This is a genomic window from Novosphingobium sp. CECT 9465 (genome assembly GCF_920987055.1).
Taxonomy (GTDB): Bacteria; Pseudomonadota; Alphaproteobacteria; order Sphingomonadales; family Sphingomonadaceae; genus Novosphingobium.
On the sequence record NZ_CAKLBX010000001.1, the window covers coordinates 2,969,425 to 2,992,047 of the forward strand.

Consider the following 22,623-nt stretch of genomic DNA (forward strand, 5'->3'; position numbering starts at 1 on the left):
GGCTCTATTCAGGCGAAATCCTCGGTGTCGATGGTCGGCAGGATGGCTTGGGCATAGCGGTGGCCGGAAACGGTCTGCTGATTGATCAGCGCATCGACTTCGTCCGCCAGGGCAGCCGGAAGGCTCCAGTCCCAGAGCGCGATGTTCTCTTCGAGGTGCGCAATCTTGCCCGTGCCGGGAATGGCGACGATATGGTCCCCGCGCGACAGCACCCAGGCCAGCGACAATTGCGAAGGCGTGACGCCTTCGCGCGCGGCAATGGCGTTGAATTGCCGGACCAGCGCCAGATTCCGCGGCCAGTTTTCGCCGTTGAAGCGCGGCATCGTGCGGCGGATGTCGTTGTCCTCAAGCAGCGCAGGATTACTGACGCCGTTGGCAAGCACGCCGCGCGCCACAGGCGAGAATGCGACGAACGCGGTGCCAAGATCGCGACAGGCATCGAGCACGGCGATTTCGGCCTGCCGCGTCCAGGGCGAATATTCGGTTTGCATCGCGGCGATGGGGTGGACGGCGGCGGCCCTGCGCAGGGTATCGGCCGACATTTCGGAAAGGCCGATCGCGCCGATTTTTCCTTCCCTTACAAGGTCGGCCATCGCGCCTACCGATTCCTCTATCGGCACCGTCAAATCGCGACGGTGCATGTAATAGAGATCGATATGATCGGTCTGCAGCAGCCTCAGCGAAATTTCGAGTTCGCTGCGGATTGTATCGGGATGACAATCGATCCCGCGCTTTTCACCACTGGCGAAGAGACCCATCTTGGAGGCAAGGAACACCTTGTCGCGCCGCCCTTTCAGCGCGATGCCCACCTGAGCTTCGTTGTGGCCCAGACCATAGAGGCGCGCGGTATCGAAATGATCGTATCCGATCTCGATGGCGCGATGCAGCAGACGGATACCGTCCTCATCGCCAGGCCTTTCGCCGTAGGCCCAGCTCAGGGACATGCAGCCAAGCCCGACCGGGTTGGTCAGGCGTCCGTTAATGGCGCGGCGTTCGATCGGCATTGCGTGAATTCTCCTGCTTCCCACGGCGATGCCGGTCAGCGACCGCGACAGTCAACCGCGAATCGTATGCGATGCATAGCAAACGGCGCCGCTTCCCGGAGGGAGCGACGCCGCTGGCGCTATCAGGAAGGCTTACTGACCGCTGCGGGCAGCGTTCACATCGTCCTGGCTGATCGGGACGATCTTGATCTCGACCCGGCGGTTGGCCGAACGGCCCTGTTCGGTATCGTTCGACGCAATCGGCTGGGTTTCGCCGAAACCCTGGCTGCGGATGCGGGCATAGCCGACGCCGCGCGAGGTGAGATAATCGGCAACCGCGCGGGCGCGACGTTCCGACAGTGCCTGGTTGTATGTATCCGAGCCGGTCGAATCGGTGTGGCCATAAACGTCAATCAGCGAATTGGGATACTGGACCAGCGATTGTGCGACACGATCGAGCGTGGCACCGAATGCGGGCTTCACCGTGGAGCTATCCACATCGAAGGTGACGCCATTGGGCAGGTTGACGAGGATCGCGTTGCCGCCGTCGGTTTCACTGACATCGATGCCGGTGCCTGCGGTCTGTTCACGCAGTTCGCGGATCTGCTTGTCCTTCTGGTAACCGATCACGCCGCCGGCAACGCCGCCGATGCCAGCGCCGACGATGCGCCCGGTCTTGCCGCCGATCAGGCCGCCAAGCAATGCACCGCCAAGAGCGCCGCCCAGACCGCCGATTGCGGTGCGCGAAACCTTTTTCTCACCCGTGTTGGGATCGGTGACGCAAGCCGAGAGGCTGACCAGCGAAACCGCGCAAAGGCTCGACATCATAATACGACGAATTTTCATTTCCTGTCCCCTTGGATCAGCGTCCGATGGCAACCTTATGCAACGGAATGCCGCTTTGACAGTTCAGATAAGCCCGTTTCGACTGAACGGTTCCCGAACGGGAACCGCAAGAAAGCCATATCGGGAACTTTATCGCAACACTTCGCCTTTGCATTCGAATCTGATAGGGCCGCTTCCGTGACACCTTACCCTTGGTCCGACGTTCTGCTGATCCTGAGCCTCGTAGTGCTCAATGGCTTGTTTTCCATGTCGGAACTGGCGATCGTCTCGGCGCGTCCGGCGCGGCTGAAGGTCGCCGCCGAAGAAGGCAGCAAGGGCGCGAAAATCGCGCTCGAACTGGCAGCAGACCCCGGAAAGTTTCTTTCGACGGTCCAGATCGGCATCACGCTGGTGGGCATCATCGCCGGTGCCTATTCGGGATCGAGCCTTGGCGGGCCGACTGCCGAGCGGCTGGTGGTGTGGGGCGTACCCGAACGCTTTGCCGATGATATAGGCTTTGCCATCGTCATCGCGATTACCACGTACCTGAGCCTCGTCGTTGGCGAACTGGTGCCCAAGCAGCTTGCCCTGCGCGCCGCCGAACCGATCGCAAAGATCGCTGCGCCCGCAATGGTGCTGATGTCGCGCGTAACCGCGCCGTTCGTCTGGACGCTCGACAAGTCGTCGAGCCTGCTGATCCGCATGATGGGCCTGAAGCAGGGCGGCGAACAGGAAGTAACTGCCGAAGAACTGCACATGATCTTTGCCGAAGCGACGCGATCCGGCGTCATCGAGGAAGAAGAACGCGCGCTAATGACCGGCATCATGCGGCTGGCCGAACGCCCTGTGCGTGAAGTGATGACCCCGCGCACCGAGCTCCACTGGATCGAACGGCGCGCGCCGGAAATCGAACTGCGCGCAGCCATCGAGGACAGCCCGCATTCACTGCTGCTGGTCGCCGACGGTTCGGTCGACAAGATCGTGGGCGTGGTGAAAGTGCGCGACGTGCTCTCCACGCTGCTGCGCGGACGCAAGGTGCAGTTGGGGCGCCTGATGAAGAAGCCCGCCATCGTGCCCGACCAGCTCGACACGATGGACGCGCTGACGATGATCCAGCAGGCCGAAGTCGCCATTGCGCTGGTGCACGACGAATACGGCCATCTTGAAGGAATCGTGACCCCGGCTGACCTGCTTGCGGCAATCGCCGGCAATTTCGTGGGTCATGGCGATGCGGGCGACAGCCCGATGGTGGTGGAGCGCGAGGATGGATCGCTGCTGATTTCGGGCGCACTTCCTGCTGACGCGCTGGCCGACCGGCTGTGCATCGACCTGCCCGACGACCGCGAATTTGCGACGACGGCGGGCTATTGCCTTTCGGTGCTGAAACGCCTGCCGACCGAGGGCGAACACTTCCACGATCAGGGCTGGCGCTTCGAGGTCGTCGACATGGACGGCCGCAAGATCGACAAGCTGCTGGTGAGCAAGAAGAAAGCCGCGCCAATGGTTGACGCAGGGTTGGACGGGTAAAATTCCCAGTGAGGAAACAAAAAAGGGGCGCCCGTTTGGGGCGCCCCTTTGTTATTCGGTTCGCAGCGAAAGTCAGCGGGGCAGTTCGCTGACCCCCATCAGGGCTTCGTCGACGGCGCGGGCGCACTGGCGTCCTTCGCGGATCGCCCAAACGACGAGGCTCTGGCCGCGGCGCATGTCACCACAAGCGAATACATTTTCGACACTGGTCTTGTAGTCGATCACGTTGCCTTTGACGTTACCACGCGCATCGAGTTCGACACCGGCCTGTTCGAGCAGGCCCTGCTTGCGCGGTCCGAGGAAACCCATGGCGAGGAAGATCAGGTCGGCCTTGATCGTGAATTCGCTGCCGGCAACTTCCTGCATCTTGCCATCGACCCATTCGACGCGGACGCATTCGAGGCCTGAGACATCGTTTTCGCCGACGACCCGCTTGGTCAATACCGCGAATTCGCGCTCACAGCCCTCTTCATGGCTTGAGGACGTGCGGAGCTTGAGCGGCCAGTTCGGCCATGACAGCGCCTTGTCTTCCTTTTCAGGCGGCTTGGGCATGATCTCAAGCTGCGTGACCGAGGCCGCGCCCTGGCGGTTCGAGGTGCCGACGCAGTCAGACCCGGTGTCGCCACCGCCGATGACCACGACATGCTTGCCGGTGGCGAGCAGCGAGCCACGCGGCGCAGCGCGCAATTCATCGTCACCTGCGTTGCGCTTGTTCTGCTGGGTGAGGAATTCCATCGCCATGCGTACGCCGGGCAGTTCAGCGCCGGGGATGCCGAGACCGCGCGGGTCTTCCGCGCCGCCCGACAGCACGACCGCGTCAAAGTTTTCCTGCAAAGACGCGAACGAGACGGTCACACCCACTTCCACCCCGGTGCGGAACTGGACGCCTTCGGCCTCCATCTGCATCGCGCGGCGGTTGATGTGGGTCTTTTCCATCTTGAAGTCAGGAATGCCGTAGCGCAGCAAGCCGCCGATCCGGTCGTTCTTTTCAAACACCGTAACCGAGTGGCCAGCGCGGGCAAGCTGTTGGGCGGCAGCCATGCCAGCGGGGCCGGAGCCGACCACCGCAACCGATTTGCCGGTCTTCTTTGCCGGAACCTGCGGTTCGATCCAGCCTTCCTTCCACCCGCGATCGACGATGGCGCATTCGATCGACTTGATGGTGACCGGCTGGTCCACGATATTGAGTGTGCACGCCGCCTCGCACGGGGCGGGGCAGATGCGGCCGGTGAATTCGGGGAAATTGTTGGTCGAGTGGAGATTGTCGAGCGCGTCGCGCCAGTCATTCTCATAGACCAGATGGTTCCAGTCGGGGATCTGGTTGTTCACCGGGCAGCCGTTGTGACAGTACGGAATGCCGCAGTTCATGCAGCGCGCCGCCTGGCCCTTCAGGCCTGCATCGTCATGCGGGATGACGAATTCGCGATAGTGCTTCAGCCGTTCCGAAGGCGCATCGTAACTGCGGTCCTTGCGGTCGATTTCGAGAAAGCCGGTTGCCTTGCCCATTGTAATCTAACCCTTATTCAGCTGCGACGGACGCGGCTTCGAGGCGCTCGGCCTCCATCTGGCGCAGGGCGCGAGCATAATCGCGCGGCATGACCTTGACGAACTTCGGCAGCGCCTCGGCCCAGTTATCAAGAATGTCGCGCGCGCGCTTGCTGCCGGTGTAAAGATGGTGCCGCTCAACCAGCACACGCAGGCGCTCGGCGTCGTGACGCAGCATGTCGCCCATGCCGTAGTCGTAGACATCGACCCCGCGTTGCTGTGGACGGCCCATACCGTCTTCCTCATCGCGCTCTGCTGAAATCGGCACGAGATCGACCATCGCGCCATTGACCAGATCGGCAAAGTTGCCGTCCACATCATAGACATAGGCGATACCGCCCGACATGCCCGCGGCAAAGTTGCGCCCGGTCTTGCCCAGCACGGCGACGACGCCGCCGGTCATGTATTCGCAGCCGTGATCGCCGGTTCCTTCGACAACCGCAACGGCGCCCGAATTGCGCACGGCAAAGCGTTCACCGGCAACGCCGTTGAAGTAGGCCTCGCCCGCAATCGCACCGTAAAGCACGGTGTTGCCGACGATGATGTTTTCTGACGGATCGCGTTCGACATGCGCAGGCGGGCGCACGATTACGCGGCCGCCCGACAGGCCCTTACCGACATAGTCGTTGGCATCGCCGACGAGATCGAGCGTGACGCCGTGCGCAAGGAACGCACCGAACGACTGCCCCGCCACACCCTTGAACGAGACGTGGACGGTGTTGTCAGGCAAGCCCTTGTGGCCATATTTGCGGGCGATTTCGCCGGACAGCATTGCGCCGACCGTGCGGTTGACGTTGATGACCGAGCGTTCGAGGCGAACCGCCTGCCCGCTTTCCAGCGCCGCTGCGCTGGACTTGATCAGGTCCTGATCGAGTGCGGCTTCGAGACCGTGATCCTGTGTGCCGCTCCAGTTGAGCGTCGTGCCCTCAACCGGCTCGACGCGATGGAGCAGCTTCGACAGGTCGATCCCTTCAAGCTTCCAGTGATGGATCGCCTTGTTGGTATCGAGCCGGTCAACCCGACCGACCATTTCGGCGACGGTGCGGAAGCCCATCTCTGCCATGATCGCGCGCAGTTCTTCGGCGACGAAGAAGAAGTAGTTGATCACATGTTCGGGCTGGCCGGTGAAGCGCGCGCGCAGGACCGGGTCCTGGGTGGCGACGCCGACCGGGCAAGTGTTGAGGTGGCACTTGCGCATCATGATGCAGCCTGCCGCAATCAGCGGCGCGGTGGCAAAGCCGAATTCGTCGGCACCGAGCAATGCGGCCACGGCCACATCGCGCCCGGTGCGGATGCCACCATCGGCCTGCACGCAGATGCGGCTGCGCAAGTTGTTGAGCAGCAGCGTCTGCTGGGTTTCGGCAAGACCGATTTCCCATGGGCTGCCCGCGTGAGTCAACGATGTGAGCGGCGATGCGCCGGTGCCGCCCTCATACCCTGAGATCGTCACATGATCGGCGCGCGCCTTGGAAACGCCCGCCGCCACGGTGCCCACGCCCACTTCGGACACCAGCTTGACCGAGATGCGCGCGCGCGTGTTCACGTTCTTGAGATCGTGAATGAGCTGCGCGAGATCTTCGATCGAATAGATATCGTGGTGCGGCGGGGGCGAGATCAGGCCCACGCCGGGCGTGGAATGGCGGGTCTTTCCGATGGTCTTGTCCACCTTGTCACCCGGCAGCTGGCCGCCTTCGCCGGGCTTTGCACCCTGCGCCATCTTGATTTGCACGTCGTCAGCGTTGACGAGGTATTCGGCGGTCACGCCGAAGCGCCCGCTCGCGACCTGCTTGATCGCAGAGCGCATCGAATCGCCATTGGCCAACGGGGTAAAGCGCGCAGGGTCCTCGCCGCCCTCACCCGTGTTCGACTTGCCGCCGATGCGGTTCATAGCCACGGCCAGCGTGGTGTGCGCTTCCCACGAGATCGAGCCATAGCTCATTGCGCCGGTGGCAAAGCGCTTGACGATTTCGCTGGCGGGTTCGACTTCGGAAATGTCGATCGGCTGCTCAGCCTTCTTCAGTTCCATCAGCCCGCGGATGGTCAATTGCCGTTCGGACTGATCGTTGATCGATTCCGCAAATTCGCGATACTTTTCAGGCGTATTGCCGCGCACTGCATGTTGCAGGTTGGCGATGTTCGATGCCGTCCAGGCATGGTATTCGCCGCGCAGGCGCAGCTGGTACATGCCGCCCACGTCGAGCATCTTCTTGTAGATGGGATTGTCGCCATAGGCCGTGGCGTGACGGCGCACGGTTTCCTCGGCAATTTCCGTAAGACCGACACCTTCGATGCTGGTCGCGGTGCCAGTGAAGTAGGTGTCGACAAACTCGCTCGACAGGCCGACCGCGTCGAAGATCTGCGCGCCGCAATAGGACTGGTAGGTCGAGATGCCCATCTTGGACATGACCTTGAGGATGCCCTTGCCGATGGCCTTGATGTAGTTCTTCTTTACATCCTTGGGGCCGAGCGGAAGCTCCTTGGCAACGCGAATCTGCTCCAGCGTCTCGAATGCGAGGTACGGGTTGATCGCTTCGGCGCCATAACCTGCCAGAACGCAGAAGTGATGCACTTCGCGTGCTTCGCCGGTTTCGACGACGAGGCCCGTCTGCATACGCAGGCCCTGACGGACAAGGTGCTGGTGCACCGCCGCCGTTGCCAGCGCCGCCGGCATGGGCACACGGTCCTCGTTCTGCCCGCGGTCGGACAGGATCAGGATGTTCTTGTCGGCAAGGACGGCTTCGGTCGCCGCCCAGCACATTTCCTTGATCGCCATTTCAAGGCCTTCGGCACCGGCGGCAGCATCCCAGGTCGTGTCGATGGTGCCAGTGCGGAACGCGCCATCCAGCGCGGCTTCGACCGAGCGGATCTTGGCGATATCCTCGTTGGTGAGGATAGGCTGATCGACTTCGAGACGCTTGTGGCTGCCCGCATCCTGACCGAGCAGATTGGGGCGTGGGCCGATCATGCTGACCAGCGACATCACCAGTTCTTCGCGGATCGGATCGATCGGCGGATTGGTGACCTGCGCGAAGTTCTGCTTGAAGTAATCGTAGAGCAGGCGCGAACGCTTCGATAGCACCGCAATCGGCGTGTCGGTGCCCATCGAGCCGAGCGGATCATCGCCCGCGATGGCCATCGGTTCGAGGAAACGGGAGATATCCTCCTGCGTGTAGCCAAAGGCCTGCTGCCGATCGAGCAACGAGGTGGTTTCCACCGGCAGCGCCGCCAGTTCAGGCTCGATCACGTCGAGTTCCTTGAGCTTGTACTGGGCCTGATCCAGCCATTCCTCGTAAGGTTCGGCAGCGGCGAGTTCCGCCTTGATCTCTTCGTCCTCGATGATCTTGCCCTGCTCCATGTCGATCAGGAGCATGCGACCTGGCTGGAGCCGCCACTTGCGGACGATGTCTTCTTCGCGGAACGGCAGGACGCCGCTTTCCGAAGCCATGACGATGATATCATCGCGCGTGATCGAGAAGCGCGCCGGGCGCAGGCCATTGCGATCAAGCGTGGCGCCAATCTGGCGGCCATCGGTGAAGGCGACCGCTGCCGGGCCGTCCCACGGCTCCATCAGCGCGGCGTGATATTCATAGAACGCACGGCGCGCTGGCGACATCAACGGATTGCCAGCCCACGCTTCGGGGATCAGCATCATCACCGCGTGAGCAAGGCTGTATCCGCCCGCCAGCAGCAGTTCGAGCGCATTGTCGAGGCTGGCCGTATCGGACTGTCCGTGCGGGATCAGCGGCCACATCTTGTCGAGATCGGGACCGAGCAGTTCCGATTCCATCGTGCGGCGGCGCGCGTTCATCCAGTTCACGTTGCCGCGGACGGTGTTGATTTCGCCGTTGTGCGCGATGAAGCGGAACGGGTGCGCCAGCTTCCAGCTGGGGAAAGTGTTGGTGCTGAAGCGCTGATGCACAAGGCCGAGCGCGGAGACGCAATCGGGATCGCGCAGATCGTCGTAGAATGAGCCGACCTGGTTGGCGAGCAGCAGGCCCTTGTAGACAATCGTCCGGGTCGAGAAGCTGGGCATGTACAACTGGGTCACGCCCGGAAGGCCGTGCTTTTCGGCCATCATCGCCAGCGGGTTCTGCGTCTGCTTGCGGATGGCGAGCAGCTTGCGTTCGAACGCGGCCTGATCGGCAGTGCCCGCCCCGCGCTTGATGAAGCACTGGCGGATCACCGGCATGGAATCGATCACGGCCTTGCCCAGGCCGTCCATCGTGGTGGGCACATCGCGCCAGCCGATCAGTTCCTGGCCTTCCTTGGCGATGAACTTTTCGAAGAATTCGGTAACGAACAGGCGCGCAGCCTCTTCCTGAGGCAGGAAGCACATGGCCACGGCGTAGTCACCCGGCTGCGGCAGTTCCTTGCCTTCGGATGCGGCCCATTTGCGGAACAGCTGATCCGGGATCTGGATCAACAGGCCTGCGCCATCGCCCAGCAGGGGATCGGCGCCCACTGCACCGCGATGATCGAGATTGCGCAGAATTTCGAGGGCCTGATCAACGATCGAGTGGCTTTTGATGCCTTTGATATGGGCGACGAAGCCCACGCCACATGCATCGTGCTCATTACGCGGATCGTACAGGCCCTGAACCGGCGGAAATCCCATTTCGAAGTTTGTCCTACATCCAAAAAGAGGAGTTTCGCGCGAATCACGATGCCCGAAAGGCGACGAAAGTTGCGCGAACTCCCCCAATGACTGCAGGAATGTTTTTTTGCAACCGCACACCCGCATCAAGGGCGGGGTTCAGGCCGAAAATACGGTTGCGACACGGCACAAAGGGCTGAAATTCGCCGTATTGCAGGACAGGATCAGCCCTGTGCCGTCATCCGCTGGAGGGTTGCAAGGGCCGCGCGCAGGGCACGGTCGGCTTCTTCGGCATCGGGCAGGGCGGCGGGCGAACTTGCGACCGCTTCGTCTCCATCGTCTGACAAGGTTTGCGGTGATGGCGCGGCGCGGCCACGCGAGGCCAGCGGCGAACCGGGGAGCGGCATGATCGAAGGCCGTTCAAACGGCCGCGATGTGCCGACCGAGGCTCCTTCGCCAATGGAGGGACCCGCCACGAGAGGCGATTCCTGGCCGGGAAAGACCACGACCGGCTCAACGCCTTCATCGCCATCCACGCCCTCTAAGACATCTTCCCCGATGCGCAGCGGTTCACGGCGGGCGACGACAGGTCCCATATCCAGCAGCGAAGGATAGCGATCTTCGACAACTTCGGATTCGGCCATTTCCGTATCCACGGTGCCGTCAGCGTCAAGCGCGTCGGCATCGTCGGTCGCGGTCGCCGCCGGGCGCTTGCGGGCAAGCAGCGGCGACATGCGCAGGAAGCGGTCGAGACCGAGGTCTTCGTCCTCGTCCTCATCGTTTGCTTCAGCGTCCAAAGCGGATGCGGGATCGGCAAAAGGATGGCCCGAAGGCAGGACTGAGGGAGAGGTTGAAGGCCGGAGTTGAACGACGCGTTCCGGGTGGCCGTCTCCAAATGCTCCCAGCGCTGCGTCTGCATCGCTATCGGGCTGGGCAAATGCAGCGCTTTCGAACCGCGCGATGGCAGGCTGTGGCGCGGGCGCGGTGATCGTGAAATCGGGCGTGACCGTCTGTTCAGCGGCTTCGGCACGACGCGTGATGGCCAGCGCAAGACGTTCGGTCAATTGCACCAACCCCAGCCGTTCGAGCGGAGCGCTGTCTATAGGACTTGCCGCTGCGGCCTGTGCCTGAAGGAATGGCGCCGGAGCCGGAATGAAGGCCGGAGCGGCGGAAGGTTCTTCCACCAGGTCCACTTCCTGCTCAAGATCAGATACTTGTACCTCTACCCCTTGCGCCTCGTGTGCTTCAGCCGCTTCGAATCCAGCAGAAGTGTCGTGCGGATCTGCAAAGGGGGCATGATCCACCTTGCTGGCTTCTTCCAGCAGGAGATCAAGTGCGAGCGGATCGGGCAGCGTCGTATCCGGGGCCGCATCTGCGGGCGCATCGGACTGCGCCCGTGCAAATTCGGGGGTCAGCTCCGGTGTGAATGACGGCGCAGGTTCGATGTCCCACGGCATCGCACTGGGGAGCGAGGCATGGTCGACAGGCGGATCCAGCGGCGAATCAAGGTTGAGCGCACGGCGACGCAGCGGGGCGTGTTCAGCCACCGGCGCATCGAGCGGCGCGCCGAGGTCTTCGGCGGCATTGATCGGGCGGCAGGTTTCGAAGGTCGATTCTTCACGCGCCGCCTTGCCAAAGCCGCGCATGCGCACCGGCGCTTCGGTCTTTTCGCGGCCCATCAGGCGACCGATGGCATAGCCCGCCAGCGCGCCAATCCCCATCATGGCGATGGCGAACATGACCCGCGCGGTAAAGCCCAGCGGCGGGGCAGCGGCAGGGACCAGCGCCGGAATGCCGAGCGCGACGACCGGACCTTCGAGCAGCGCAGGCGCGACGGCAAAGCTGCCGAGGCCGAGGAAAGTGGCCGCCCACAGCGCGGTGACGAGCGGAAAAAGCGGGTTCGCGGTGATGGGCTTGGGCTTGCGCTTCGTCGCTGTCACGGGCGTGGCGTCCTGTCTTTCAAGTCAATTTTGGGGACCGGGCGATTCAAGCCGCCGCAGCCGACACATCGCCATGAGGTATCAGCGCTTGGTAAACGACTTGATAACGCCTGACATTGGAAGCCCAGTCGTGATGTTCGCCAACCCAAGCCCGCGCCCTGTCCCGGCGGGCGGGCCATTCCGCTTGCGATTGCAGCATCCGAACCATCGCGGCGGCAAGGCTTGCCGGATCGTCGGGAGGAAAGAGAGTGCCGGTTTCACCATCACGGATGAGTTCGCGATGCCCGCCGACATTGGATGCGGCGACAAGTTTGCCTTGCGCCATTGCTTCCATCGGCTTCAGCGGCGTGACCAGTTCGGTCAGGCGCATGCCTTTGCGCGGGTAGCAGACGACATCGACCAGCGAATAATAGCGGTCCACTTCATGATGCGGCACCCGTCCGACGAAACGGATGGCATCGGCGGCGGACGATGCAGCAGCTTGCGCGCGCAATTGCGTCTCGGCGGGACCGCCGCCGACCAGCAGCAGCCGCGCGCCGGGCATGCCTGCAACGATGGCGGGCATGGCTGCGATCAGATCGTCGAGACCTTCATAGGGATAGAAGCTGCCGAGAAAGCCGATCACCGGGCCATCGCCCAGCCCCAGTTCGGTTGCCAGCACGGTATCGCGCGGCAGTGGATCGCCGAACAGGGCGAGATCGACGCCATTGGGCATGATCGAAATCTTTTCAGGCGCATAGCCGCGCGCGATCAGATCCTGGCGCAGCCCGTCGCATATGGTGACGACGCGGTCTGCGCTGCTGACGACATCGTTTTCCAGCACACGCGATAGCCAGTACTTTGCGCTGCCTTCACGACCCGTGCCGTTGCCGACCGCGGCATCTTCCCAGAAGGCGCGGATTTCATAGACCACCGGGATGCCAAGCTTGCGCCCCGCGCGAATCGCGGCCAGCCCGCACAGCGATGGTGAATGGGCGTGGAGCACATCGGGCCGCCATTCGCGCGCCACCTCGATTATCCGGTCTGCCAGCGCGGAAACTTCGCCCCATTCCCGCACGATGGGCAGGCCCTGCGCCGCGCCGGCGGTGCGATGAAAGATCAGGCCGTCCACCTCATCGGCATCCTGCCCGGTAGCGGGGCCTTCCTGGCGCTGGCCGGTGATGCCGCGCACTTCGATTCCCATGGCTGCTTGCGCCTTGAGAATCGCGCGGGTGCGGAAAGTGTAGCCGCTGTGCAGCGGCAGCGAATGGTCGAGGACGTGGAGCACGCGGGTCATGGTGGCCACTTCTGCCATGACAAGGCTTAACGCCGCGTCAACCTCGATGGTCTAGCGCTGTGTCCAACCATGATCGACCAGTTCACGCTCTTCCTGCCCCACCTGCTGATGGCGCTTGCCGTCTGGCGGCTGCTGCATCGTGACGATCTGGACGACGATCCTTCCCTGCCCAGCCGCAAGACGCCGTTCCGGCAGAAGCGCCAAACGCAGGAAGGCAGCGACGATGCTTGACCTGTTCCTGCTCAGCTTCGTGCTGGCGTTCATCGGCGCGGGCTTTCGCAAGCCATTCCTGTTCGTGCTGGCCTATTCCTATATCGACATCGTGGCCCCGCAGAAGGTGAGCTGGGGCATCCTTTCGCACATTCCGGTATCGCTGATCGCGTTCCTGTGCGCGTTCATCGCGTGGTTCGTGGCCGAGGACAAGAATGGCATCCGCCTGTCGCTGCGCCAGTTCCTGCTGCTGGCGCTGCTGGTCTATTGCGGGCTTTCCACGCAGACCGCCGACTTTCCGGTGGAAGCGGCCGAAAAATGGGCGTGGGTGTGGAAGGCGCTGCTGTGGGCGCTGTTCCTGCCGCTGACCCTGCGCACCCGGCTGCGGATCGAGGCGATCACGCTGATCCTGGTGCTGTCCATCGGGGTGATCGTGATCGGCGGCGGGATCAAGACCGTGGCGGGCGGCGGCGGTTATGGCGAATTGCGCCTGCTGGTGAACGACAACACCGGGCTTTACGAAGGCTCGATCATTTCGGCGGTGGCGATTGCGGTGATCCCGCTGGCGCTATGGCTGATGCGCTTCGGCACGATCTTTCCGCCCGAATGGCGGGTGAAGGCATTTGCGCTGGCGCTGTGCTTTGCCTGCGCGCTGATGCCCATCGGCACCGGCGCGCGCACCGGCCTTGTCTGCGTGGTGGTGTTGATGGCCATGATCCTGCGCACGGCGAAGCGGCGCGTCCTGATCGTTTCGATCATGGCGGTTGCCGCGATGATCGCGGTTCCGCTCCTGCCCAAGGAGTTTACCGATCGCATGGGCACGATCCAGAACCACCAGTCGGACCAATCCGCCGGAACACGGATCGCGGTGTGGAAATGGACCATCGAATTTGCCAAAACGCACCCGTTCGGCGGCGGGTTCGAAGCCTATCGCCAGAACGAACTGGTCTATGACACGGTCAAGGCCGACAATGCCGGGGACAACAACACCGCGCTGGAATACCAGCCGATCGTGGAAAAGGGCCGCGCGTACCATTCCAGCTATTTCGAGATGCTGGGCGAACAGGGCTATCCCGGCCTTGCGCTGTGGCTGGCGCTGCACCTGCTGGGGGTGTGGCAGATGGAAGTGCTGCGCCGCCGCTTCCGCAAGGATACCAGCGAGGAATTCCGCTGGGTTTCGCCACTGGCCGAGGCGCTGCAACAGGCGCAGGTGATCTATCTTGTCGGGTGTACGTTCGTGGGCATCGCGTTCCAGCCCTTCGTGTACATGCTGGTCGGGCTGCAATGCGGATTGTGGGCCTATATCAAGCGGGTGCGCGCCGCGCAGCCTGAACCGATCCGCAAGGGCGCGATCCGCAATGAAAAGGCGAAGCCGTCACTCGCTTGACGGTTCCGGGGCCAGAACACTCAAGGGGCGGTATAGCCATAGCCGTGCGCGACAAGGACAATCTGCTGGTTGGCTTTGAGCGGCGTCCATCTGCCCACCCATTGCACGAAATTGCTCCAGTCCGAACGGGCCGGCCACATCGAGATCAAGGGACGGAATTCCGATGTCGGGAAGAAGCCCAGCTTCTGCTTTTCGAACGTATGGACGAGTGCGCCATCGACATACATCCTGATGGTGCCCTGCGCCTGCGAAACCTCGATGCCGAACCGCTTGCGCTGGCCCGACATATCGACGCCCGCAAACAAGCGCACCGTCTTCGACAAATGCAGCCCGTTGACGTACTGGTGCACGGTAACGTCGAGGCCCTTGCGCCCGGCAAATTCGAAGTCGATCTCGTCTTTCGTGCCGTTGTTGTAGAGCCACAGCGGGGCGATGACGAGACCGTCGCGCATCGTCGGCAGGGTGACTTCGGTTTCCCACAGCCCATCCCTGGCCGCCACGATGCCCCGTTCGGCCTTGAGTTCGGGGGCGCCGGTGGAGTTCAACGTGAAACGCACGTTGCCGTTGGCAGCCTTGGTGACACGATCAAACTTCCATGGGGTGAAGCTCAGCGCACTGGCCCAGTGCGACGCGTGCCATTTGCCCCCGTAATTCCACAGGCGCATGTCCGAAAGATCGAGCGGCGCCAGCTTTGCCGCCGCAGCGGTGGTCCGGCCCGTGCCGGCCAGCGTTGCCGCCGCCGACGTTGGCTGGGCTACAGGCGTGGCTGACGCGGTGGGCGCGGGCAGCACGACCGCTGATGTTGTTGTGGCGGTGGTGCCCGAAGTGGATGTGGCCGCATAGGCGCCAACGGCAAAAACGGCCAATACCGGGGCAACGATGATAACGCGCGACTTCATCCCGAACTCCTGTGGATCACGGGCACCGTCGGCTCAAACAATAGCGAAGCCGTTTAACAGTATCGCTAGCGCATCTTAACTTGTTGGAAATTTCGCAGCTGGATCAGGTTGGGCTTCGAGCAAGCGCGGAAAAAGTTTTCCGGGTTGCTTTGCGACCTACAACCGAAATGGCGCATTTTCATCGCCCCGGAAGCGCAGTGTAACAGGCGGCGGCCACCCCCGCAGGGATGGGCGACGCCGCCTGTTATATCAGATCAGGCCACTGCGGTCAGTTTCCCGCCCTTGGCCTTCTTGTCAAACTTGCCAATCCACTGTTCCACGACAGGCGCGATGGAATTGCGCCAGCGCGAACCGTTGAAGATGCCGTAGTGGCCGGCTTCCGGGGCGAGGTGATAATGCTTCATCTCATCGGGCAGGTTCGGCGTGACCTTGAGCGCGGCCTTGGTCTGGCCGATGCCCGAAATGTCGTCGCGCTCCCCCTCGATGCACAGGATCGCGGTATCGGTAATCGCGCCAAGGTCGACCGCCTGCCCGCGATGAACCAGTTCGCCCTTGGGCAGGGCATGGCTCTGGAACACGACGTCCACGGTTTGCAGGTAGAATTCTGCAGGAAGATCGCAGACCGCGCGATATTCTTCGTAGAACGTCTTGGTAGCCTCGGCGTCAACGTCGGCACCCTGCATCATGTGCTGATAAAGCTTGTAATGGCTCATCATGTGGCTGCCGAGGTTCATCGACATGAAGCTGGCAAGCTGGACGAAGCCCGGATAGACGCGGCGCCCCTCGCCCGGATAGTTGGCGGGAACGGTCGTGATCACGTTGTGCTTGAACCACACGTGCGGCTTCGTAACCGCATGATCGTTGACCGCGGTGGGGCTTTCGCGCGTATCGATCGGGCCACCCATCATCGTGAGCGTGACCGGGCGGCAGGGATGCTTGGACGCCCCCATGATCGCGGTAGCGGCAAAGGCCGGGACCGATGGCTGGCACACCGCCATCATGTGCGCACCGGGACCGATATGTTCGAGAAACCCGGTCAGATAATCAATGTAGTCATCAAGATCGAACGTGCCTTCGGCCATGGGCACGTACTTGGCGTCGGCCCAATCCGTGATGTAGACCACGCAGCGTTCGAGCATGCGTTCGACCGTGCCGCGCAGGAGCGTGGCGTAGTGGCCGCTCATCGGCGCGACCAGCAGCAGGCGTGGTGCGTCCTTGGGCAGACCATCATGCGTGAACATCTTGAGATCGCCGAACGGACGGGTAACGACCGTGGTTTCCTTGACCGCATGGGCCGCGCCATCGACATGGATAACGCGAAGCCCGAAGGCAGGCTTGCCACGCGGCGCAGCTGCATGCGCGAACACGTCGAGCGCCGATGCGAGCATCTGGCTGGGACCGACGCCGGCAAGCGGATTGCGCTCGTCGTTCAGCACGTCTGCCATCATCGAGGCCCATGCACTGCTCGCATTCAGCAGCGAGCGCTGTATCTCGTAAGCCTTGTAAAGCATTGCGAACACCTTTTTGATTTGTTGCCCGGCACAATCAAAACGACGACCGGGGACTCGTTAAGCACAGTTTGCCGCGATTCGCGCATTTGTGCAACGCAACAAATCGCACCTGCGACATCCGCCCCCTTCCGGCGGCCCGCGCCTTAGGCTAGGCGATGCGCCATGGACGAGGAAACCAAGCCCGCCGAACCCGCCCGCGCCCGTACGCTGGGTCCCTTAGGTATGATCTGGCGCGAGGCGATCAAGTATCCCGGACGCCTGGCGGCTGCGTCGGCGGCGCTGCTGGTGACATCGGGTGCAACCCTGGCAATTCCCGCCGGGTTCCGCCTGATCATCGACAAGGGTTTTGCCGCCGGGGCAGACGTGGAGGCGCTGGGCCGCTGGTTCCAGTACCTGCTGCTGATCGTACTGGTACTCGCGCTGGGCACCGCCTGCCGGTTCTATTTCGTATCCTGGCTGGGCGAGCGCGTGGTGGCTGACATTCGCCTCCGCGTGCAGGCCAACCTGCTGCGCCTGCCGCCGTCCTTCTTCGAGAGCAACAGTCCCAAGGAAATCTCCTCGCGGATGACCTCGGACACCGCGATCATCGAGCAAGTGGTCGGCACCACGGTTTCGGTGGCCTTGCGCAACGTGATCACGGCTGTCGGCGGCCTGATCTACCTGTTCTACCTCGCGCCCAAGCTGACCGCGATCCTGATGATCGGCATTCCGCTGGTAGTCGGACCCATCGTGTTCTTCGGGCGACGCGTACGCAACGTGTCACGCTCCAGTCAGGACCGCGTGGCCGGAATCGGCGTGATCGTGGCCGAAGTGCTGGGCGCCATGAAGATCGTCCAGGCTTTCGGGCAGGAAAAACGCGAACTCGATCGTTTCGGCGAAAAGGTCGAGGCGACGTTCCAGACGGCACTGCGACGCATATCCTTGCGCGCGGTGATGACGGCCATCGTCATCCTGCTGGTGTTCGGCGGGATCACCATGCTGGTGTGGGAAGGCGCGGTTGGCGTGGCCGAGGGATCAATCAGCGGGGGGACGATCTTTGCCATCGTGATCACGGCTGGTCTGGTCGCCGGTGCGGCGGGCGCCCTGTCCGAAGTCTATGGCGACCTGCTGCGCGGGGCGGGCGCCGCCGGACGGCTGAACGAACTGCTGCGTGAACAGCCCGACATCGCACCGCCTGCGCGCCCTACGGCATTGCCGATGCCGCCGCGCGGCCAGATCGCGTTCCAGAACGTCGGCTTCCGCTACCCCTCGCGCCCCGAAGTTCTGGCGCTGGACGATTTCTCGCTAACGGTGGAACCGGGCGAGACGGTCGCCATCGTCGGGCCATCGGGGGCGGGCAAATCGACCCTGTTCCTGCTGGCGCAGCGCTTCTACGACCCGCATGCGGGCATGATCCGCATCGACGGCGTACCGCTGACCAGCGCCGATCCTGCCGAAGTGCGCGCCCGCAGCGCGCTGGTGCCGCAGGATGCAACTTTGTTTGCCGCCTCTGCCCGTGACAACCTGCGCTATGGCAACTGGTCCGCCACCGACGAGGATATCTGGGAAGCGGCGCGCACCGCCAATGCCGAGACGTTCCTGCGCGAATTGCCCCAAGGCCTCGATACGTTTCTGGGGGAGGATGGGGCACGGCTTTCGGGCGGGCAGCGCCAGCGCATTGCCATTGCCCGCGCGGTCCTGCGCCAATCGCCGATCCTGCTGCTGGACGAGGCCACCAGCGCACTCGATGCCGAAAGCGAACGGCTGGTGCAGGAAGCGCTCGACCGGCTGATGAAGGCGCGCACCACACTGGTCATCGCGCACCGCCTCGCCACGATCCGCGCCGCAGACCGCATCGTGGTGATGGATGGCGGATGCATCGTCGAACAGGGTACGCATACCAGCCTTTCGGCGGCTGACGGCCTTTATGCACGGCTGGCACGGTTGCAGTTCGAAGGCATGATCGCCTGACGCGTTACCCCTTGACTTGATGCTGCGCTGCGGCAAATCGGGTATTCCGAAACAGGGAAGCTCATGGATACGATCATCACCGCCATCCTTCTCGGCATTGTCGAGGGGCTTACCGAATTTCTGCCGGTTTCCTCCACTGGGCATCTGATTCTGGCGACCGAGCTGTTCGGCTACGAACCGCACCAGTGGGCGATGTTCAACGTCGTGATCCAGCTCGGCGCAATTCTGGCGGTCGTGGTGCAGTACTGGCGCACGTTCTGGGCGGTGGGCATGGGGCTGCTGCGGCTTGAGCCGATCAGCTTGCGCTTCCTGCGCAACCTGCTGGCAGCGTTCATCCCTTCGGCCATCCTTGGGCTGTTGCTGAAGGATCAGATCGACGTTTTGCTGGGTAGCCCGATGGTGGTGTGCTGGGCGTTGATCGCGGGCGGCGTGGCGATCCTCGTGATCGAGAAATACGCCAAGACCGGCGAACTGACCGGCATCGGGCAATTGCCCTTGCGCCAGGCGCTTGGCGTGGGACTGGCGCAGTGCGTTTCGATGATCCCCGGCGTCAGCCGTTCGGGCGCGACGATCATGGGCGCGCTGGCGATGGGAATCGAACGGCGGACAGCGGCAGAGTTCAGCTTCTTTCTTGCCATCCCGACGATGCTGGGCGCGACAACGCTCGAACTGATCGACAATCGCGAGGCGGTGATGGCGGGCACACTGGGCGTGGGATGGACCGAAATCGCGGTCGGCTTCGTGGTCTCGTTCGTCGTCGCGCTGGCAGTTATCCGCATGTTCGTGGCTTACGTGAGCCGCGCCGGATTCAAGCCGTTTGCGTGGTATCGCATCGTGGCCGGCGCTGCCGCTATCGCCTGGCTGTCGCTGCGCTGATCCTGATAGCCTGACAACGCCCCACCGCATTTGCGGAACCAAGTGCCCTGTCCGGGATTGACCGGACAGACAGCACTTCAAGGGGTTATACACATGGGCCTGATCATTCTTCTCATCGTCGGCGGCATTCTCGGCTGGCTGGCGAGCATCGTCATGCGCACCGACGCGCAGCAGGGCATCTTTCTCAACATCGTGGTCGGCATCGTCGGCGCGCTGCTGGGCGGTTTCCTTCTCGCACCGCTGGTCGGTGGCGGCAGCATCACCAACGGCATCTCGGCCGGTACGCTTATCGTATCGTTCCTGGGCGCGCTGATCCTGCTCGCAATCGTCAATCTCGTCCGTCGCGGTTCGGTCCGTTAATCCGGGCTACCCAGATTTCGACCAATATCCGAGGGCGGCCCGCAAGGACCGCCCTCTCCACGACCAGACCAATTTTCAAGAAGGGGATTACCATGAAGGGTATTTTCAAGGGCGCCATGATGGCTTCGGTTGTTGCGATGGGCCTTGGCCTTTCCGCTTGTGACAGCGCAACGGAAAACGCTGCCGAAGATCAGGCCGACGCCGTGCGCGCTTCGAGCGAAGCGACGGCTGACGCCATGGAAGACCGTGCTGACGCGATCGACGGTCCTTCGGAAGACGCCATGGAAGACAAGGCTGAAGCCGTGCGCGATGCCGGCGAAGCCAAGGCCGATGCCATGGAAGACAAGGCCGACAAGATTCCCAACTGATCGAATCGCGCTTTGCAATCGTCAGACCCGGCCTGCATCTTGCGGCGCCGGGTTTTTCGTATGCTCAGACCGGAACCGCGCCCGATCCGCGCCCGCCGCGCAGGTGGTATTCCAGGGTGCCCCGATGCAGCACATCGTCCACGTCGATCATGGCGGTGTTGGCATATGTGAACCCCGGTCCCAGCGCGCGGTAGAGCCGGTCGAAATCGCGCTCCACCGTCTGATGATAAAGGTCGGCAAAGCTTTCGATCACGAAATAGGTCGGTTGCAGATCGTCGATCACGTAATCGGTGCGCATCACCCGGTCGACATTGAGCATGATCCGGTTGGGCGATTGCCCCTCAAGCGCGAACACCGCCTCGCGCGGGCCGGACAGGATGCCCGCACCATAGACGCGAAGGTATCCACCCTCCTGCACCAGTCCGAATTCAACGGTGTACCAATAAAGCGCGCCCAGCGCCTTCAGCCGGTTGTGGCGCATAGCCTTCCACCCGGCGCGGCCATATTCCTGCATGTAATCGGCGTATGTCGGATCGGTGAGCATGGGGACGTGGCCGAACACATCGTGGAAAACGTCCGGCTCCTGAATGTAATCGAAGCTTTCGCGGGTGCGGATGAAATTGCCCGCCGGAAAGCGGCGATTGGCAAGGTGCCAGAAGAAGACGTGATCGGGGATCAGCATCGGCACCGGCACCACGCACCAGCCGGTGAGCGCCCTCAGGCTGGCCGAGAGACGCGCGAAATCGGGCACCCCGCCCTGCCCCAGGTCAAGCCGCTCCAGCCCGTTGAGGAAGGCGCTGCACGCCCGCCCCGGCAGCAGTTCCGTCTGACGGGCGTAAAGCGCGTCCCATACCGCGTTTTCATCGGCGCTGTAGCGGCGTTGCGCGGGTTCAAGCCAATCCTCTCCCACATGGGCGGGGCGGCGCAAGGGCGCGGTATAGACGCCGACCGGCATTTCGGGGAGGCGGGTATAGTCGAAGGGCAAGGTAAGGGTGCTGGACATGGTTTCTGTTGCAACCACTATCATGCATCCATCGTTCCGGCAAATGCAGCGCGCCGGCACTGCGCTCTTGACTTCGGACCGATTCTACCCCAACCGCCCGCCCCACATACCAACAACAGTGATGGCGGCGTGGAAACGCGCCGCTACATTTGTTTCAGATTCGCGCGAAAAGTTCAGGATAGAGCAATGGCAAAGCCGACCACCGTCAAGATCCGTCTGGTCTCGACCGCAGACACAGGTTTCTTCTACGTGACCAAGAAGAACCCGCGCAACACGACCGAGAAGATGACCTTCCGCAAGTATGATCCCGTCGTGCGCAAGCATGTCGAGTTCAAGGAAGCCAAGATCAAGTAAGGGCATTTTTGCCCTTTGCCCGTCGGAACCGCCACTCCCTTTCGGAACCCGGCGGTTCACGGCGAGTTCAACGCCGACACTGCAAGGAACGGCGATGAACACGATTTTGACCACATTCCGCAAGATGGGCCGTCCTTTGGCGGCCATTTCGCTTGTCCTCGGCACGGCCGGGGCCGCGATTGCGCCCGCCTCTGTCGCGGCGCAGGCGCCCTCGCCCGACATCGACCGCGCGGTCGCCGCGTTGCGCGCGATTACCACGTTGAAAGCGAACTTCGTCCAGACCGATCGTTCGGGCCAGAATATCTCTGGTGTGCTGACGATGAAGCGCCCCGGCAAGATCCGCTTCCAGTACCAGAAGGGCATTCCCCTGCTGATCGTGGGCGATGGTCGCGCGCTGACCATGATCGATTACGAAGTGCGCCAGGTGCAGCGCTGGCCGATCGGCAACAGCCCGCTGGGCGCGCTGCTGGATCCGAAGAAGGACGTCGCGCGCTTTGCCAAGCTGCTGCCCACGCCTGACCGCAATGTCATCAGCCTGCAGGTGCGCGATCCCAAGCACCCCGAATATGGCGCGATCACGATGATCTTCGTGCGCAACGGCGCAGCGCCGGGCGGGCTGCAACTCGATTCGTGGGTCGCACTCGATTCGCAGAACAAACGCACGACGATTCGCCTGAACGGCCATCAATATGGCTTGGCGGTTGCAGACAGCACCTTCAAATGGACCGACCCGCGCCGCAACGCTTCGAACCGTTGAAGCAACTCGCTGCCCGCATCTTCACGTTGCCGGGCAATAGCGGAAATATACGAAATCCGCTCCCCCGCGAAGGCGGGGGCCTCATACCTCATCGCGCAACCTCCTGAGATCCCCGCTTTCGCGGGGAAGCAGAAGCTGAAGCTAGGCGATTCGCCGTCCTCCCCCGTCGCCGCCCCGGAGCACCTCGGCCCTCAACCGTTCGCCCCTTGCGACAAGTTGCGACAAGCCTGTCAGGACTGTTCATCGGGGGGCAAGCGA

The 22,623-nt window shown here is 62.7% G+C and carries 18 protein-coding genes; 9 read left to right on the plus strand and 9 right to left on the minus strand.

The window, feature by feature from the left end; translation table 11 throughout:
• Positions 1-8: 8 nt before the first annotated feature.
• Both LUA85_RS14515 and LUA85_RS14520 read right to left on the minus strand, forming a co-directional pair.
• Positions 9-1,004, minus strand: coding sequence for an aldo/keto reductase (locus LUA85_RS14515; protein WP_231470986.1), 996 nt, complete (start codon positions 1,002-1,004; stop codon positions 9-11).
• A 132-nt stretch (positions 1,005-1,136) separates the two neighbouring features.
• Entirely contained in the window at positions 1,137-1,829 is a 693-nt protein-coding gene (locus tag LUA85_RS14520; RefSeq protein ID WP_231470987.1) for an OmpA family protein, read from the minus strand.
• A gap of 177 nt (positions 1,830-2,006) precedes the next feature.
• Between LUA85_RS14520 and LUA85_RS14525 the strand changes: the two genes are divergently transcribed.
• Entirely contained in the window at positions 2,007-3,335 is a 1,329-nt protein-coding gene (locus LUA85_RS14525; protein ID WP_231470988.1) for a hemolysin family protein, read from the plus strand.
• 72 nt (positions 3,336-3,407) lie between these two features.
• On the opposite strand, the gene LUA85_RS14530 is transcribed toward LUA85_RS14525, so the two are convergent.
• The 4 genes from LUA85_RS14530 to LUA85_RS14545 all read right to left on the minus strand — a co-directional run bounded on the left by LUA85_RS14530 (position 3,408) and on the right by LUA85_RS14545 (position 12,690).
• On the minus strand, positions 3,408-4,841 hold the full coding sequence (locus LUA85_RS14530) for a glutamate synthase subunit beta (RefSeq protein WP_231470989.1): 1,434 nt from the start codon (positions 4,839-4,841) through the stop codon (positions 3,408-3,410).
• Positions 4,842-4,854: 13 nt separating this feature from the next.
• On the minus strand, positions 4,855-9,495 hold the full coding sequence (gene gltB / locus LUA85_RS14535) for a glutamate synthase large subunit (protein WP_231470990.1): 4,641 nt from the start codon (positions 9,493-9,495) through the stop codon (positions 4,855-4,857).
• A gap of 203 nt (positions 9,496-9,698) precedes the next feature.
• Positions 9,699-11,414: a hypothetical protein gene (locus LUA85_RS14540; protein ID WP_231470991.1), complete on the minus strand. Its 1,716-nt coding sequence runs from the start codon at positions 11,412-11,414 to the stop codon at positions 9,699-9,701.
• Positions 11,415-11,460: 46 nt separating this feature from the next.
• Positions 11,461-12,690 carry a TIGR04063 family PEP-CTERM/XrtA system glycosyltransferase gene (locus tag LUA85_RS14545; protein WP_231471894.1) on the minus strand — a complete coding sequence of 410 codons (1,230 nt, stop codon included), beginning with the start codon at positions 12,688-12,690 and terminating at the stop codon, positions 11,461-11,463.
• A gap of 69 nt (positions 12,691-12,759) precedes the next feature.
• On the opposite strand from LUA85_RS14545, the gene LUA85_RS14550 reads away from it, so the two are divergent.
• Both LUA85_RS14550 and LUA85_RS14555 read left to right on the plus strand, forming a co-directional pair.
• On the plus strand, positions 12,760-12,921 hold the full coding sequence (locus LUA85_RS14550; RefSeq protein ID WP_231470992.1) for a hypothetical protein: 162 nt from the start codon (positions 12,760-12,762) through the stop codon (positions 12,919-12,921).
• Entirely contained in the window at positions 12,914-14,287 is a 1,374-nt protein-coding gene (locus tag LUA85_RS14555; RefSeq protein WP_231470993.1) for a putative O-glycosylation ligase, exosortase A system-associated, read from the plus strand. Before LUA85_RS14550 ends, LUA85_RS14555 begins: the two co-directional genes overlap by 8 nt.
• Positions 14,288-14,307: 20 nt before the next feature.
• On the opposite strand, the gene LUA85_RS14560 is transcribed toward LUA85_RS14555, so the two are convergent.
• A complete protein-coding gene (locus tag LUA85_RS14560; protein ID WP_231470994.1) occupies positions 14,308-15,186 on the minus strand; it encodes a family 16 glycosylhydrolase in 879 nt (292 codons plus the stop codon).
• A gap of 254 nt (positions 15,187-15,440) precedes the next feature.
• The gene (locus tag LUA85_RS14565) at positions 15,441-16,697 is read right to left on the minus strand and encodes a polyhydroxyalkanoate depolymerase (RefSeq protein WP_231471895.1); all 1,257 of its coding nucleotides are present in this window, start codon (positions 16,695-16,697) and stop codon (positions 15,441-15,443) included.
• A gap of 162 nt (positions 16,698-16,859) precedes the next feature.
• On the opposite strand from LUA85_RS14565, the gene LUA85_RS14570 reads away from it, so the two are divergent.
• From LUA85_RS14570 to LUA85_RS14585, 4 genes are all read left to right on the plus strand, one after another.
• Positions 16,860-18,647, plus strand: coding sequence for an ABC transporter transmembrane domain-containing protein (locus LUA85_RS14570; protein WP_231470995.1), 1,788 nt, complete (start codon positions 16,860-16,862; stop codon positions 18,645-18,647).
• Between the two features lie 63 nt (positions 18,648-18,710).
• Positions 18,711-19,523 carry an undecaprenyl-diphosphate phosphatase gene (locus tag LUA85_RS14575; RefSeq protein ID WP_231470996.1) on the plus strand — a complete coding sequence of 271 codons (813 nt, stop codon included), beginning with the start codon at positions 18,711-18,713 and terminating at the stop codon, positions 19,521-19,523.
• A 93-nt stretch (positions 19,524-19,616) separates the two neighbouring features.
• Positions 19,617-19,883 (plus strand): GlsB/YeaQ/YmgE family stress response membrane protein, encoded by a 267-nt coding sequence (locus LUA85_RS14580; protein WP_231470997.1) that lies wholly within the window; start codon positions 19,617-19,619, stop codon positions 19,881-19,883.
• Between the two features lie 92 nt (positions 19,884-19,975).
• Positions 19,976-20,251 carry a hypothetical protein gene (locus tag LUA85_RS14585; protein ID WP_231470998.1) on the plus strand — a complete coding sequence of 92 codons (276 nt, stop codon included), beginning with the start codon at positions 19,976-19,978 and terminating at the stop codon, positions 20,249-20,251.
• 64 nt (positions 20,252-20,315) lie between these two features.
• Here LUA85_RS14585 and phhA read toward each other — a convergent pair whose 3' ends face one another.
• Complete coding sequence (gene phhA / locus LUA85_RS14590) at positions 20,316-21,206, minus strand: phenylalanine 4-monooxygenase (protein ID WP_231471896.1); 891 nt, start codon at positions 21,204-21,206, stop codon at positions 20,316-20,318.
• A gap of 234 nt (positions 21,207-21,440) precedes the next feature.
• Here phhA and rpmG point away from each other — a divergent pair, with 234 nt between their 5' ends.
• Entirely contained in the window at positions 21,441-21,608 is a 168-nt protein-coding gene (rpmG, locus tag LUA85_RS14595; protein WP_011446825.1) for a 50S ribosomal protein L33, read from the plus strand.
• A 94-nt stretch (positions 21,609-21,702) separates the two neighbouring features.
• Positions 21,703-22,365, plus strand: coding sequence for an outer membrane lipoprotein carrier protein LolA (locus tag LUA85_RS14600; RefSeq protein WP_231470999.1), 663 nt, complete (start codon positions 21,703-21,705; stop codon positions 22,363-22,365).
• Positions 22,366-22,623 lie beyond the last annotated feature (258 nt).

Coding starts and splice junctions, on each gene's coding strand:
- LUA85_RS14515 (WP_231470986.1), bottom strand. CDS start 1,004: ATGCCGATCGAACGCCGCGCCATTAACGGACGCCTGACCAACCCGGTC.
- LUA85_RS14520 (WP_231470987.1), bottom strand. CDS start 1,829: ATGAAAATTCGTCGTATTATGATGTCGAGCCTTTGCGCGGTTTCGCTG.
- LUA85_RS14530 (WP_231470989.1), bottom strand. CDS start 4,841: ATGGGCAAGGCAACCGGCTTTCTCGAAATCGACCGCAAGGACCGCAGT.
- gltB (WP_231470990.1), bottom strand. CDS start 9,495: ATGGGATTTCCGCCGGTTCAGGGCCTGTACGATCCGCGTAATGAGCAC.
- LUA85_RS14545 (WP_231471894.1), bottom strand. CDS start 12,690: ATGACCCGCGTGCTCCACGTCCTCGACCATTCGCTGCCGCTGCACAGC.
- LUA85_RS14550 (WP_231470992.1), top strand. CDS start 12,760: ATGATCGACCAGTTCACGCTCTTCCTGCCCCACCTGCTGATGGCGCTT.
- LUA85_RS14555 (WP_231470993.1), top strand. CDS start 12,914: ATGCTTGACCTGTTCCTGCTCAGCTTCGTGCTGGCGTTCATCGGCGCG.
- LUA85_RS14560 (WP_231470994.1), bottom strand. CDS start 15,186: ATGAAGTCGCGCGTTATCATCGTTGCCCCGGTATTGGCCGTTTTTGCC.
- LUA85_RS14565 (WP_231471895.1), bottom strand. CDS start 16,697: ATGCTTTACAAGGCTTACGAGATACAGCGCTCGCTGCTGAATGCGAGC.
- LUA85_RS14570 (WP_231470995.1), top strand. CDS start 16,860: ATGGACGAGGAAACCAAGCCCGCCGAACCCGCCCGCGCCCGTACGCTG.
- LUA85_RS14575 (WP_231470996.1), top strand. CDS start 18,711: ATGGATACGATCATCACCGCCATCCTTCTCGGCATTGTCGAGGGGCTT.
- LUA85_RS14580 (WP_231470997.1), top strand. CDS start 19,617: ATGGGCCTGATCATTCTTCTCATCGTCGGCGGCATTCTCGGCTGGCTG.
- LUA85_RS14585 (WP_231470998.1), top strand. CDS start 19,976: ATGAAGGGTATTTTCAAGGGCGCCATGATGGCTTCGGTTGTTGCGATG.
- phhA (WP_231471896.1), bottom strand. CDS start 21,206: ATGCCGGTCGGCGTCTATACCGCGCCCTTGCGCCGCCCCGCCCATGTG.
- rpmG (WP_011446825.1), top strand. CDS start 21,441: ATGGCAAAGCCGACCACCGTCAAGATCCGTCTGGTCTCGACCGCAGAC.
- LUA85_RS14600 (WP_231470999.1), top strand. CDS start 21,703: ATGAACACGATTTTGACCACATTCCGCAAGATGGGCCGTCCTTTGGCG.